We start from the raw sequence: 14,356 nt of genomic DNA on the forward strand, positions 1-14,356 counted from the left end.
TGGTGACGATAATGTAATATTATAAAAATGTAAATAATAAAAAGTAATTTAGGAATAGGAGTCTATGTATGAAAAAATTAAAATTATTGACAGGACTATTTTTCTCTGCTATACTTACAGTAAATGCTACTGTAGCTTATGGAGCAGTAACTGCGGATGCTAATTATAATACTCTAAAAACTGATTGTAATGATATTAGTTTGTCAGAGGATTTTTGTGACAACTCTTTGATTGTAGCACTTCGTAACGAAACAAGTATGGAATTAGACACATATTCTGTGTCTGATTTTAGCGAAGTCAACGCTAAATCAGTAAAAGATTTAACATCTGATACTGTAGATACGATTCAAAATGAATATGTTTCTGTTTATAATGATTTTATTAATGTAGTGTCACAAGATGATACAGTATTTTTGTCTGATGAACTAGGACAGCAGGCACTTGACAGTATTGATGAAAATATTAAGGATGAATATTCAGATTTTCATCAAACCTTGTGTATAACATTAAATAAACACGATAAACAAAATGTTTTAGATGCTATAGAAACTCTTCAAAAGAGAAATGACGTACTGTATGCTGAACCTAATTATTGTATTACATTAGATTCAACTGATGTGACTAATGACGAATATGTTAGTGAACAATGGGCTTTAGACAAGATTAATTTACCTGATGCATGGAAGATAACTACCGGTAGCAAAAGCGTTAAGGTAGGTGTTATTGATAGTGGAATAAAAGCGGATCATCCAGATTTAAAAGATAATGTTGATTGTGAATTGAGTAAATCTTTTGTTGAGGGAACTGATGATTCGTATGCATTAGAAGATGTTTTTGGTCATGGTACACATGTAGCCGGAATAATCGGTGCGGTTGGAAATAATGGTACTGGTGTTTCAGGAACTTGTTGGAATGTAGATTTAGTAAGTCTGAAGGTTTTTAATGATAATGGCAGTAGTGGAGATAGTAAAAACAAACTTAGTGGTGTAATTAATGCTATAAATTACGCAAAAGCAAATGACATAAGAATATTAAATTTAAGTGCAAGTTTTGCTGGTCATATTTCAAAATCTTTTGAAGAAACAATAAATAATTACAATGGTTTATTAGTATGTTCAGCAGGTAATTATGGCTTAAATATCGAAACAGCAAATAAATATAACAGAATACATCCATCTATATATACTAGTGACAATATAATCTCTGTTGCTGCTTCAAATGTTGATGATGAAATATGGAGAAGGGGTGAGTATGATGGAAGTAATTATGGTGTAGTTAGTGTTGATTTAGCTGCGCCTGGAGCAAATATTTATTCCACATACTCTGCAGAAGATAAAGCATATGTCAGTATGACCGGTACATCTATGGCAACACCGTATGTTACAGGTGTTGCTGCATTGATTCAAAGTAAATATCAGAATATTTCCACTAAAGCGACAAAAAAAGCAATTCTTGATGGTGTTGATAAGTCATCATATTGGTCTAAATATGTAAAAACCGGTGGTAGGTTAAATGCTCATAACGCACTTAAATCAGCAGGTGATTGTAAGTTTACAATTCAATACGATAAAAATGGCGGTAGTGGAAATAATATGCCAAATACAACTGTTACTTACGGTGTGTCAACTAAAATTAGTTTAAATACATACCAGTCACCCTCTGATGAAAAGTTATTTGCAGGTTGGTATGCAAATAGGAAGTCTGACAATAAGTGGTTATATCAAAATGAGTCAGGTAAACTTGGTTGGTATAAAGAAGGAAGTCAGCCGAGCGGTTATACAAAATCAATATATAGAGATGGGGTGACGGTTGCTCATACATCAAGCGTAAAGAACGACACGATTGTTATGTATGCTTACTGGATAAAGAAGGGTGATGTTTTGAAAGGTGATGTTAATATTGACGGTGCAATAACCATTGATGATGCAGTTCTTGTTCAGAAGTATATAAGTCATATGTGTACGTTTAGCGACATACAAAAATATGCTGCTGATGTTAATTCTGACGGAGTTATAAATGTTTATGATTCAACAGAAATACAAAAAATAATTGCTAAACTTAATTAACGGGAGAAATCAAAATGAAAAAAATTTTAACAGCATTGATAGCATTTGTAATGTGCTTTTCGGTTGTAACAACAGCTTTTGCGGCTACACCTGATGAAATATCAGAATCGGATGTTGCATCAGAAATCAGACAGGTGATGATAGATACATATTACGGCGGTAAAGAGCCTGAGTATCTCAACATTGAAATTGTTGGTTCAACAAGTGACGGCGGAGTATGTTTTATGCACAATGAAGGCTTTAGCCTTGATTATTCAATTGAAGAAACAATTGGTGACTATACTTATCATTACAACCATAACGATGATGTTATGCTTTATAAGAATGGCAATGTTTACTCAATTAAAGAGGCTTACGAAAGCGGGGTTATTGACGATAGTATTCTTGAAGAATTGTCAAAAATGAATTTTGGTTTGGAATCTAATAAACCGAATACAACTGTTCCTACTGAGCCTACAACTACGGTTGCAACAGTTGACGAACCTGTAACAGTACCCGATACAACTTCTGTAACTTCGGCAACTAAGCCTGTTTCAACAAGCGACACAGCAACAAATGACACACTGAGCAATTCACAGAGCAACGGCGGTGCAGTTCAAACAGGACAGAACAGCGTTGCTGTAATTCTTCTTGTTGCAATGCTTGCAGGTTGTGCAGTAATTTTTGCAAAACGCAGAAATCATTTTGAGTAATTTACAAATTAAATAATCCCTGTAAAAGCCGTTCTCGTTATTGAGAACGGTTTTTATTTTGCTGATTATTTTATGTGAATTTTTAGCAACTATATTGCATTACATATAATTAAGCGGTATAATGAAGTAAATTGAATATCTGTTGCGTATACCATTATTACAGATAGAATAAATAAAAGATGAGGAAATAAAAATGAAAAAACTTTTAACAGCATTGATAGCATTTGTAATGTGCTTTTCGGTTGTAACAACAGCTTTTGCTGCTACACCTGATGAAACTTCTGATCCAGACTTGATTTCAGATATTAAACAGGCTATGTTAGATACATATTATGGCGATGAAAAGCCTGATTTTATTGAAGTAAGAATATATGGTACAGCCAGTGACGGTGGCGTGTATTTCGATTTTATGGATAGTTTTACACACTGGACAGATGAAGTGGAATTCGATATAGGTGATTATACTGTTTCTTATCCGAGAGATTGTCCCGTTTTGTTATACAAGAATAATAAAGTATATACCTTGTCAGATGCCTATGAAACAGGTGTAATTGATGATGATATGCTCTATGAATTATATGTTTGGGGAAATCTTTGGGGTAAGATAGATGTTACCCCAAAGGGTGAAGATAGAGCTCTCCTTTCAGAAATAAAGCGTGTAATTATAAATAAATATTACAATGGCAAAGCACCTGAATATTTGAATGTCGAAATTGTTGGTTCTACAAGTGATGAAACAGTATGTTTTAGAAATATACCCTTTATGAGTTTAGGCGTTATGATTGAACAAACAATTGGTGACTATACTTATTATTACAACCATGGCGATGATGTTATGCTTTATAAGAATGGCAATGTTTACTCAATTAAAGAGGCTTATGAAAGCGGAGTTATTGACGATAGTATTCTTGAAGAATTGTCAAAGATGAATTTTGGTTTGGAATCTAATAAACCGAATACAACTGTTCCTACTGAGCCTACAACTTCGGTTGCAACAGTTGACGAACCTGTAACAGTACCCGATACAACTTCTGCAACAAAGCCAGTTTCAACAAGCGACACAGCTACAAATGACACACTGAGCAATTCACAGAATAACAGCGGTGCAGTTCAAACAGGACAGAACAGCGTTGCTGTAATTCTTCTTGTTGCAATGCTTGCAGGTTGTGCAGTAATTTTTGCAAAACGCAGAAATTATTTTAAATAATTCAAAACATCAACAGAATATATAAAATAAACCGTTCTCGCTTTTGTGAACGGTTTATTTATTTTAGCTTAAAAATTTGTGATAGTTTATCAAGATGTATTGCTTTTTATATCATTTAATGTTACAATTAACTTGCATAAAAATTTAGCTAAAGTTTTTAATAATGCGTAGAATATTTACAAAGTGAGGGATAGATATGAAAAAGTTTTTACCTATAGCTATGGCGGCGGTAATGTCGATGTCTGCGGTTGCGGTTTCGGCAGTTTCTGCAAATGCGGTTGAACCGCTTAACACACCCGTGCAGTATGCACAGGTTGCAAGGGCAAGCTTGGCAACTCCGAAAATTTCAAAAGCCGAAAGCGTTTACGGCGGTGTAAAGCTTACATGGAACAAAGTGAACGGTGCGGCTAAATACAGAGTTTACTACAAGGGCCGTAAAGGCTGGACACGAATGGTTGATACAACTTCAACCTCATATATCGACAAGGATGTTTCATCGGGCAGGAATTACACCTATACTGTAAGATGTATTTCTGCTGACGGAAAGAGCTTTACAAGCGGTTATGATTCAAAGGGGACAACCGTAAAATATATTGCCGCCCCCGAAATTTCAAAGCTTGAAAGCGTAAACGGCGGTGTAAAAATTTCTTGGGGCAAAGTAAGCGGTGCGACTAAATACAGAGTTTACTACAAGGGCAGTAAAGGCTGGACACGAATGGTCGATACAACTTCAACCTCATATATCGACAAGGATGTTTCATCGGGCAGAAATTACACTTATATTGTAAGATGTATCACATCAGACGCAAAGAAATTTACAAGCGGTTATAACCCGACAGGCAAGTCGGTAAAGTATGTTGCCACACCGAAAATTTCAAAACTTGAGGTCACATATGACGGCGTAAAGCTGACATGGAACAAAGTTGCAGGTGCAGAGAAGTATCGTGTGTACTACAAGGACAGAAACGGTTGGACAAAGCTTGCCGATACAACAGGCACGACTATGCTTGATATGAATGTTGTTTCAAAGGAATTTGATTTAAGCATTGATGATATTTATTACACGGTTCGTTGTATCAGCAAGGATGCCAAAAGTTTTACAAGCGGCTACGATTCAAAGGGTACGCCTATTGGCAATCATCAGGATTGTCCCGAAATTTACAGCATTGGTGCAGTAAACAACGGTATTGAAATGCATTGGACGGGAGATGCGCCAAAGTTCCGTGTTTATATTAAAGAAAACGGTTTTTGGAAGAGGATAGCAGAAACTTATGACAACTATTATGTTCACAAGGGTGCAAAGTCCGGCAGTAACACTTATACGGTAAGAGGTGTTTCAAAAGACGGTAAAAAGTTTACTACGATGTTTAACCCAACCGGTGTAACATACAGGTATAAGACATCTGATAAAACAAGGGACGCTTATATCAATTATATGATGAATCATCAGAGTGAATGGATGCCAAGCTTGGGAAGTAATCACAATTTGTCAGGTGTTATGTTTTTGGATTTCGACTTTGACGGAGTTCCGGAGCTTGTTGCACAAAAGGCTGATTCCAATGAGTATAGTTTCCATTCCGTTGTTTACAAATTTGAAGACGGTAAGTTAAAAAGAGTGGGAAATGTTAACGACGGTTTTGCGATATACTATAATAAAACTGCCAAAAAGTATGAGGTTCACGACCTAAAGATATCTTTAAATGTAGATGACGGTTACTATTGGTCGGGTAATTCAATAATCACATACGACGGAGAGAATCTTTTTGCAAATATGTATTCGGCAAGAGGCGTAGGCGAAGAATCAAATAATAATATTTATTATAGATATTTTGACGGTAATGACAAAAATATTTCACGGGCAAAATATAACGAAATTAACCTTAAACAGTTTAATAATTGCGTAAATGCACATATGTTTACCAAATTTATTGCGACAGGTTATGGTGATAACAGCGTATGGGGTGAGAACACTACCGCTGAGAATAAGCAGTCTTTGCTTGATGCTTATAATTCTTTCTCCTATGAGAAGTATTGATTATTTAAAAATTAATAAGTTTTAACTGCAAAAGGGTTCAGCCGTAAAAAGCTGAACCCCTTTATTGCACAACAAAAATCGGTTCAGCCAAATTGACTGAACCGTTAATCTGTACTATATTAAGCTTGGGAACAAGTAGTTGTAAATTATCACAAACTACCTACACGAACTACGAGCGAGGTACTCGCAAAAAGGGTAGCTTGAAAATCAAGCTACCCTAAATTCGTACTATGTAATGCTCGGGTGACAGAAGTTTGAATATATCAAACTAACTTCACGAACTAAAAAACATTAGTTGTTGATGAGCTTATCTTCGTCAGACCAGCTGTAGAGCTTTCTAACTTCCTTACCGAATACTTCGGCAGGAGCTTCGGCAGCGAGCTTTCTCATAGCCTTGAAGTGAACCTGTGAACCGGCATCGCTCATGTCAAGGAGGAAGTCCTTAGCAAATGTACCGTCCTGAATGTCAGAAAGAACCTTTCTCATAGCCTTCTTAGTATCCTCTGTGATGATCTTTGGACCTGTGATGTAGTCACCGTACTCAGCTGTGTTAGAGATTGAATATCTCATGCCTGCAAAACCTGACTGATAGATAAGGTCAACGATGAGCTTCATCTCATGGATACACTCAAAGTAAGCGTTTCTTGGGTCGTAACCGGCATCGCAAAGTGTTTCAAAACCTGCCTGCATAAGTGCACAAACACCGCCGCAAAGAACAGCCTGTTCACCGAAGAGGTCTGTTTCTGTTTCTGTTCTGAATGTTGTTTCAAGAACGCCGGCTCTTGCACCGCCGATACCGAGTGCATATGCAAGTGCGAGATCCTTAGCCTGACCTGTAGCATCCTGCTCAACTGCAACGAGGCAAGGTACACCCTTACCAACCTGATACTCTGAACGAACTGTGTGACCCGGTCCCTTAGGAGCTACCATTGTAACATCAACATCCTTTGGAGGCTTGATGCAACCGAAGTGAATGTTAAAGCCGTGAGCGAACATAAGCATATTGCCTGCTTCGAGGTTTGGCTCGATGTCGTTCTTGTAAAGAGCTGCCTGCTTTTCATCGTTGATAAGAATCATGATGATGTCAGCCTGCTTTGCAGCCTCTGCCGATGTATATACCTTAAAGCCCTGTGCCTCAGCCTTTGCCCAGCTCTTGCTGCCTTTGTAAAGACCGATGATTACATCGCAACCTGAATCCTTGAGGTTGAGAGCGTGTGCATGACCCTGGCTGCCGTAACCGATAATAGCAATTTTCTTACCCTTGAGAAGGTCAAGGTTACAATCTGACTGATAGTAGATTGGTGCTGTCATGTTTTTTGTGTAGTCTTTCATATTAAAGTCCTCCTTACCGCAAACGCGGCATATAAATTAAAATATATGCTAACTGTAAGATTAAACGGAAACCGAAGCTGTGCCTCTGTCAATGGCAACAGTACCTGTTCTTACAATCTCACGGATACCATAAGGCTTGAGTAAGTCAACAAGCGTGTTGATGCGGCTTGCACATTCGCAGTACTCAACGGTAACTGACGAAGGGGATACATCAACGATTTTCGCCTGCATAATTTCAACCGTTTTGACAATTTCGGCTCTTTTTGAGGCGGCGCAGTGAACTTTGATTAAAACAAGCTCACGGCTGATAAATTCGCCCTCGTTAAGCCTTTTTACCTTAATGACGGGAATGAGCTTGTTGAGCTGTTTTTCAAGCTGTTCAACAATGTACTCGTCACCGTTTGCAACGATTGTGATTCGGGAAACCGACGGGTCCTGAGTAACACCTACTGCAAGTGAGTCGATGTTAAAACCTCGGCGAGAGAAAAGTCCCGAAATTTTTGAAAGAACGCCCGCCTGATTTTCAACAAGTATTGATAATGTATACTGCATTTTATCACCTCATTAAATTGACGGAGTGTCGGGGTGAACATCGCAAACAAGAATGAACGGTTTTTCCGAATCAACAATACCCTTGATGATGTTTTCGGCTTCCTTGTTTGAATGAGCCTCTGCATGGTCAATGCCGTAAGCATCGGCAATCTTCAAGAAGTCGGGATCACCGTTGAGAATTGTTGCGGAGTGTCTGCCGCCGTAGTGTTTGTCCTGAAGTTCACGAACCATTCCGAGTCGTGCGTTTTTCATAATGATGATTTTAATTCCGAGCTGATTGCCTGCAATAGTCGCAAGCTCATTAAGCCCCATCTGAAAACTGCCGTCACCGCAGATTACAATAACATCACGGTCGGGTCTTGCAAACTTTGCACCGATTGCAGCGGGAATTGAGTAACCCATTGTACCCATACCGCCTGTTGTGAGGAATCTTCCCTCACGAATACGGAAGTTGTTTGCACACCAGATTTGATTTTGTCCCACATCGGCAACGAGAATTGCCTTTGAGCGGAACATTGCGCTAAGATGACCGACAAGTGTTCTCGGCTCAACAAAGCCGTCAAAAACGGGAGGCTCACGGTAAAGGTCTTTTTTCCAGTTCTTTACGGTTTCGCTCCACATTGTTGTAACCTTGTAATCGCCGATGCTGTCAAGCAGCATATTGATGACATTTTTCATATCGCCTACAATCGGAATTTCTGTTTTAACATTCTTACCGATTTCAGCAGGGTCAATGTCAATGTGAATTACCTTTGTGTTTTCACTCATCTGGTCGGGAGCCGCAACAGCTCTGTCACCGAGTCTTGCACCGCATACGATTACAAGGTCGGCTTCGTGAAGAGCACGGTTGGCAACAGCCTTGCCGTGAGTGCCGAGCATTCCGAGATAAAGCTCATGCTCGCTGGGCATAACACCGATGCCCATCATAGTTGAAATAACGGGGATACCCGTAGTTTCTGCAAATTTTTGAAGTTTAAGCTTGATACCAGAACTCAGCACGCCGCCGCCTGATACGATAACAGGACGCTTGCTTGCGTTGATGGCCTCAACAGCCTTTTTAACCTGAATTGCGTGTCCCTTAGTGTTCGGCTTGTAACCGATAATGTTTACGCTTTCGGGATATTCAAAACTTTCAATTTCATTTTCCTGAATATCAACGGGAATGTCGATAAGTACAGGACCGGGTCTGCCGGTTGAGGCAATATGGAAAGCCTCTTTGAAAACTCTCGGAAGGTCTTCTGTTTTGCTGACGAGATAACTGTGCTTTACAAACGGTTCACAAGCTCCTGTGATGTCAGCTTCCTGAAAGACATCTCTGCCGAGAAGGTCGGAACGAACCTGACCTGTAATGGCAACAATCGGAATAGAGTCCGTATAGGCGGTTGCAATGCCTGTGATGAGGTTGGTTGCACCGGGACCGGAAGTTGCCACGCAAACACCGGGACGATTACTGCATCTTGCATAGCCGCTTGCCGCATGAGCAGCGTTCTGTTCCTGACGAACAAGAATGTGGGTAATGCTCGAATCGTAAATTTTATCGTAAAATGGGCAGATAGCCGCACCGGGATAACCAAAGACTATGTCAACGCCCTCGGCTTCCAAACATTTTACCATAATTTCAGCACCGCTGATCATTATGTTTTGTCCCTCCTATCCTTTTTATTGTGAGCAAAAGGTGTTTTGTAACATTAAATATACCTTTTTACTTTACCGCTAATTATACAATAAATACCTTAAAAAGTAAAGAGCAGTATTGCCCATAAATTAAATTTTTTGCAGGATTTTGACAGATAATTTGCAAAATGAATTTTAATTGATTTTTACCGCCTGTTTACTGAAAATTTAAGTCGCTTAATTTTGTAAAGTATATTCTTGAATTAAGGTCACTTTTTTTGTCTGCATTATCAGGGGACATCATTATCATCAAATTATCTTTTCCTATCCGTGATATACCGCCTATAGTGTACCCTTTTTCTTCAATATTAAATTTTGTTTCTTTCATTGTTTTGTTGGTTGTATCAAAAAGATATATGTAGTTATTTTCTGAACTTGATTCCGCCCTCTTATACAATAAATTTGTATCACTGTCATCTTCAGATGCGGATACTATTGAAAAAGTATCATCTACATCTTCTGATATGTCGGATTTTTTCAGCTTATCGCTGTCTATATATCCTATACATCTTGTTATGCTGAAATTTTGATAGAATAGATAATTGTTTTTAAAATCAAAAACCTGTACGCCCTGAATTAATTCGTTTGAATCATCTGAAATGTTGGATATATCATAGCTTTTGAGAAAATTCATATCATAGTCATAAGTTTCTATTTTTAAAGAAGCTTCGTTCTGTGAAATGCAATCCAAAACCAAAAGAGAGATTGTTTTTGTACTTTTGTCAATTGAAACTTTTCTTATAGTTTCCCCGATACTGTTTTTATCATCAAACTCTAAATATTTTAATTGCTTGAATTTTTGAGTTTCGGTATCATACAGTTCCAAAGAAGTACCGTTGTCTAGCACTTTTGTGATTATGACAAGATTGTCTGCTCCTGTAACAGTGTCATATGGAAATCCGCCTTTGTCAGAAAATACAGTCGTCATTTTGTTTTTATTAAGGTCGATATCAATAAATTCAAGAGTTCTGTTTTCTTCGTCTGTAATGTCGCCCGTGCTTGACGTAAAGCAAAGGTGATTATTTACATAAGCTTTATCGTGAATTTGCATAGACCAGTTTTTTATTGAACCAAGTTTTACACTGTTTTTTTTATCTAAATAATATCTGTAGTATTCCATTTCATTTGGAGAGTCTTTATTGATTTTTGAATATATGAAGCCGTTATCAATTTGTTTAAATAAGCCGTAAAGATTTAAAGTATCCACCTTTTTGCCGTTATTGTAAATTTCATAATCATGATTTAATTCTGTTGTTTCAATATCTGAATCAAGAGATAAATCATCTGTATTCGTTACGGTTGTTTGTTCAGTGGGGTTATTGCTTGATGAAGAAGTGTTACATCCATATAATGAAAGTAAAAATAAAGCGGTTACTAATAATAAAAATATCTTTTTCAAATTAATCTCTCCAAAGTTTATTTATCAGTTGCAAGCACTGACAAAAATATTATAATTTACATAATTATAAAAGTCAATGATTTTAAAATACTATAATATAAGATTATGTTTAGAAAAATTTTGGCAAATGAAAGCACCGTGAAACTTGTGAAAGCTCACGGTGCTTTATCATAATAAATGATATGATTTGCAAAAAAATTAATATTTCTTTTTGAGGAGTCTTGCGGCAATGAGTACGCAGACTACGCTTACGCCTGTGTCGGCGATAACAGACATCCAGATTTGTGCAAGACCGAATGCGGCGAGGATAATTACAAGAGCCTTGATTGAGAGGGCGAAGATGATGTTGCCCTTGACGGTGTTGATCACACTTCTTGCAATTTTAATTGCCTTTGGAAGCTGTTTGAGTGTGCCTGATGCGAGAACTGCGTCTGACGCTTCAATAGCGGCTTCACTGCCGAATCCCATTGCGATACCGCAGTCGCTTGCCGAAAGAACAGGGGCATCATTGATGCCGTCACCCACAAAGCAAGCACCCTTGGATTTTGATTTCAAGCCCTTGAAAAGCTCAAGCTTTTGAGCAGGGAGAAGCTCTGCGTGACATTCGGAAAGTCCGAGTTCATTTTTAACATTTTCGGCAGGCTGTTGTCTGTCACCTGTGAGCATTACCGTGTTCTTGACACCGAGCGCGTTAAGCTGTGAGATAACCTCTTTTGCCTCAGGTCTTACCGTATCGCTGACATTGAGCGAACCGATAAGCTGACCGTCATAAATTACGAAAACAGAATCGTCTTTATTTGCAATCTTCTTCTGCTCGTCCGAAAGAATCTTTGAACCGCCGCACTGAATAGTTTTGCCGTTATAAACTGCGCTTGTTCCGTGACCGGCACTTTCGCTGTAGTCGGAAAGCTCGGGAAGTTCAAGACCGTTTGCCTTCTCTCTGATTGCGGAGGCAATCGGATGAGCGGAATATTTTTCGCTTGCAGCGGCAAGAGCAAGAACTTCGTCGGCACTGTATGAACCGACAGTATTAACCTTGTTTACGCTGAGCTTGCCGCTTGTGAGTGTGCCTGTTTTATCGAATACGAATGTGTCTGCTTTTGCAAGAGCCTCAATATATTTTCCGCCCTTGATGAGTACACCGACTTCGGATGCCGCACCGATACCCGAATAGTAGGAGAGAGGTACGGAAATAACAATAGCACACGGACATGACGCTACAAGACAAACAAGCGCACGGTATAGCCATTCGCTGAATGCTCCGAGTCCGCAAAGCGGAGGAATTACTGCGATTGCAACTGCAATGAGTACAACAACCGGTGTGTAAACAGAGGCAAATCTTGAAATAAGCTTTTCGCTGTTGCCCTTTTGAGCGGCGGCATCTTCAACAAGCTGAAGAATTCTTGTTGCGGTACTGTCGCCGAAATGCTTTGTGGTTTTGACAGTAATAAGGTTACTGCCGTTGATTGCGCCGCTGAGTACCTCACTGCCCTCGCCTGCATCAACAGGAAGGCTTTCGCCTGTGAGAGCCGATGTGTCGAGAGTCGTTTTACCTTTGATAATAATGCCGTCAAGCGGAACTCTTTCGTATGGCTTGACTTCAATGATACTTCCGATTTCAACGCTTTCGGCAGGAACAACCTGTTCTGCACCGTCAACAATAATTGTTGCTGTATCGGGACGAATGTTTGCAAGCTTTTCAATGTCACGGCGGGATGCGTCAACTGCTCGATCCTCAAAAATTTCACCGATAGAAAAGAGGATTGTTACCATTGCCGCCTCAACAAAATCTCCAAGACAGAATGCCGCAATTACCGCAACAGCCATAAGCGTTGTTTCGTCAATTCTCAGCTTTAGAATGTTTTTTGCACCCTTGATAAATACCTTGTAACCCGAAAGAAGTGTTGCAACAAAACACGCTGCGAGTACAACATAATGAACAGCCGTAACACCGTCAAGTGTAAGGTGGAGAATTTCGGACACTACAGCAAGTACAATTGAAATTGCAAGGAAGATTGTGTCATGGTTGATTTTCTTTTTCGTGATTTCGGGTTCTGCCTTTGTTGTGATATCATTTTTCGGAGTTTTGTCAACAACAGTTACACCGTCCTCAATGCTGTCGCAGATCGACTGAATTTCGGAAACAGGATTCTGCTTTTCGCTTTTGAAGTTGAGAAGTTTTGTCGCAAAATTAAAGCTTACATCCTCAAAGTCGTCTGTTTCTGCAATTTTAGCCTCAATTTTGCCCGCACAATGAGCACAATTGAGATTGTCTAAAGTGTAGGTGTATTTTTTGAGATTGGTTTTCGGAGTTTTGTCAACAACGGTTACACCGTCCTCAATGCTGTCGCAAATTGCCTGAATTTCGGAAACAGGATTCTGCTTTTCGCTTTTGAAGTTGAGAAGTTTTGTCGCAAAATTAAAGCTCACATCTTCAAAGCCGTTTGTTTCTGCAATTTTAGCCTCAATCTTGCCTGCACAATGAGCGCAGTTGAGATTATCAAGCTGATATTTGTACCTCATATGTCTCCCTCCTTATTCAAGGACATGGTCAAGTCCCATTTCGATGATTCGTTTCACATGGTCATCGTCAAGGCTGTAATAAATCTGCTTTCCTTCACGGCGAACACGCACCAGCTTGTTCTGCCTTAACACACGCAGTTGGTGGGAAATTGTGCTTTGCTCCATGCTGAGAGCTTCAGCAATGTTGAGCACCGACATTTCATTTTCCGAAATGGTGTACATAATGCGAAGTCGGGTTGAATCACCGAAAACCTTAAAAAGGTCTGCAAGCTCAAACAGCACATCAATGTCGGGCATTTCGGGAGTGGTCGTTTTTTCTTTGTTTTCCATAGGCGTCCCCTTTAATTTTCTCTCAGGTTAATAGTTATACTTGAACATATGAAGATATGCTCATATGTTAATTATAATATAGCATTCCCTTTTTAAAAAGTCAATAGACACACACGAAAAAATGTAATGTTTTTCAAGTTTTTTTGCCCCAAAGTTTCACTTGTTTATTGTGTCCGTTTGGAAAGTATATATAGTATAGAAAGTTAATTTTAAATTTGAAAAAAGAAGATTGAAGGTGTAAAATTATCATAGGAATAACGGAACGATATTTTTCTGTGTTCAATTTGAATTGTAAATTGCTCAGATGCCTGATGATAACACGAAAATAACACTTGTTTCAATTTGTAATAATTTTACAAAAAATCGCTTTGATTAATTACTTCTTTTTAGGAAAAAACGGTTTTAAAAAGCATGGTTGGTTATATTAAAAACAAAAAAAGCAACAAATTAATAATTTGAGTACAACTTGCCCAAAAATAGATTACAGTTTTATTATTCCGTTGACTTTACTACAATTTTGTAGTATCATTTTCTGTAAGAGAATTG

Annotated in this window: 10 protein-coding genes; 4 read left to right on the forward strand and 6 right to left on the reverse strand. The window is 38.6% G+C overall.

Features of this window, described 5'->3' with window-relative positions:
* Positions 1-68 precede the first annotated feature (68 nt).
* From WMO31_RS00080 to WMO31_RS00095, 4 genes are all read left to right on the forward strand, one after another.
* Positions 69-2,066 carry a S8 family serine peptidase gene (locus WMO31_RS00080; protein ID WP_337367653.1) on the forward strand — a complete coding sequence of 666 codons (1,998 nt, stop codon included), beginning with the start codon at positions 69-71 and terminating at the stop codon, positions 2,064-2,066.
* 14 nt (positions 2,067-2,080) lie between these two features.
* Positions 2,081-2,758 carry a hypothetical protein gene (locus tag WMO31_RS00085; RefSeq protein WP_367998985.1) on the forward strand — a complete coding sequence of 226 codons (678 nt, stop codon included), beginning with the start codon at positions 2,081-2,083 and terminating at the stop codon, positions 2,756-2,758.
* 193 nt (positions 2,759-2,951) lie between these two features.
* Positions 2,952-3,965 (forward strand): hypothetical protein, encoded by a 1,014-nt coding sequence (locus WMO31_RS00090; protein WP_367998986.1) that lies wholly within the window; start codon positions 2,952-2,954, stop codon positions 3,963-3,965.
* Between the two features lie 196 nt (positions 3,966-4,161).
* Positions 4,162-6,000, forward strand: coding sequence for a fibronectin type III domain-containing protein (locus WMO31_RS00095; protein ID WP_367998987.1), 1,839 nt, complete (start codon positions 4,162-4,164; stop codon positions 5,998-6,000).
* A 291-nt stretch (positions 6,001-6,291) separates the two neighbouring features.
* Here WMO31_RS00095 and ilvC read toward each other — a convergent pair whose 3' ends face one another.
* The 6 genes from ilvC to WMO31_RS00125 form a co-directional block, all read right to left on the reverse strand.
* Complete coding sequence (ilvC, locus tag WMO31_RS00100; RefSeq protein ID WP_117966319.1) at positions 6,292-7,311, reverse strand: ketol-acid reductoisomerase; 1,020 nt, start codon at positions 7,309-7,311, stop codon at positions 6,292-6,294.
* A gap of 81 nt (positions 7,312-7,392) precedes the next feature.
* On the reverse strand, positions 7,393-7,884 hold the full coding sequence (gene ilvN / locus WMO31_RS00105; protein WP_015523428.1) for an acetolactate synthase small subunit: 492 nt from the start codon (positions 7,882-7,884) through the stop codon (positions 7,393-7,395).
* Positions 7,885-7,896: 12 nt separating this feature from the next.
* A complete protein-coding gene (gene ilvB, locus WMO31_RS00110; RefSeq protein WP_021883769.1) occupies positions 7,897-9,519 on the reverse strand; it encodes a biosynthetic-type acetolactate synthase large subunit in 1,623 nt (540 codons plus the stop codon).
* Positions 9,520-9,715: 196 nt separating this feature from the next.
* Positions 9,716-10,957, reverse strand: coding sequence for a hypothetical protein (locus WMO31_RS00115; protein WP_367998988.1), 1,242 nt, complete (start codon positions 10,955-10,957; stop codon positions 9,716-9,718).
* A 198-nt stretch (positions 10,958-11,155) separates the two neighbouring features.
* Positions 11,156-13,480: a heavy metal translocating P-type ATPase gene (locus WMO31_RS00120; RefSeq protein ID WP_367998989.1), complete on the reverse strand. Its 2,325-nt coding sequence runs from the start codon at positions 13,478-13,480 to the stop codon at positions 11,156-11,158.
* 12 nt (positions 13,481-13,492) lie between these two features.
* The gene (locus tag WMO31_RS00125; RefSeq protein ID WP_015523431.1) at positions 13,493-13,810 is read right to left on the reverse strand and encodes an ArsR/SmtB family transcription factor; all 318 of its coding nucleotides are present in this window, start codon (positions 13,808-13,810) and stop codon (positions 13,493-13,495) included.
* Positions 13,811-14,356 lie beyond the last annotated feature (546 nt).

Source organism: Ruminococcoides intestinale (assembly GCF_040095935.1).
In the GTDB taxonomy this organism is placed as follows: Bacteria; Bacillota; Clostridia; order Oscillospirales; family Acutalibacteraceae; genus Ruminococcoides; species Ruminococcoides intestinale.

What these genes read in the sequence shown, in the direction of transcription:
- ilvN (WP_015523428.1), bottom strand. Translation starts at nt 7,884, where the DNA reads ATGCAGTATACATTATCAATACTTGTTGAAAATCAGGCGGGCGTTCTT.
- ilvB (WP_021883769.1), bottom strand. Translation starts at nt 9,519, where the DNA reads ATGATCAGCGGTGCTGAAATTATGGTAAAATGTTTGGAAGCCGAGGGC.
- WMO31_RS00085 (WP_367998985.1), top strand. Translation starts at nt 2,081, where the DNA reads ATGAAAAAAATTTTAACAGCATTGATAGCATTTGTAATGTGCTTTTCG.
- WMO31_RS00080 (WP_337367653.1), top strand. Translation starts at nt 69, where the DNA reads ATGAAAAAATTAAAATTATTGACAGGACTATTTTTCTCTGCTATACTT.
- ilvC (WP_117966319.1), bottom strand. Translation starts at nt 7,311, where the DNA reads ATGACAGCACCAATCTACTATCAGTCAGATTGTAACCTTGACCTTCTC.
- WMO31_RS00095 (WP_367998987.1), top strand. Translation starts at nt 4,162, where the DNA reads ATGAAAAAGTTTTTACCTATAGCTATGGCGGCGGTAATGTCGATGTCT.
- WMO31_RS00090 (WP_367998986.1), top strand. Translation starts at nt 2,952, where the DNA reads ATGAAAAAACTTTTAACAGCATTGATAGCATTTGTAATGTGCTTTTCG.
- WMO31_RS00120 (WP_367998989.1), bottom strand. Translation starts at nt 13,480, where the DNA reads ATGAGGTACAAATATCAGCTTGATAATCTCAACTGCGCTCATTGTGCA.
- WMO31_RS00125 (WP_015523431.1), bottom strand. Translation starts at nt 13,810, where the DNA reads ATGGAAAACAAAGAAAAAACGACCACTCCCGAAATGCCCGACATTGAT.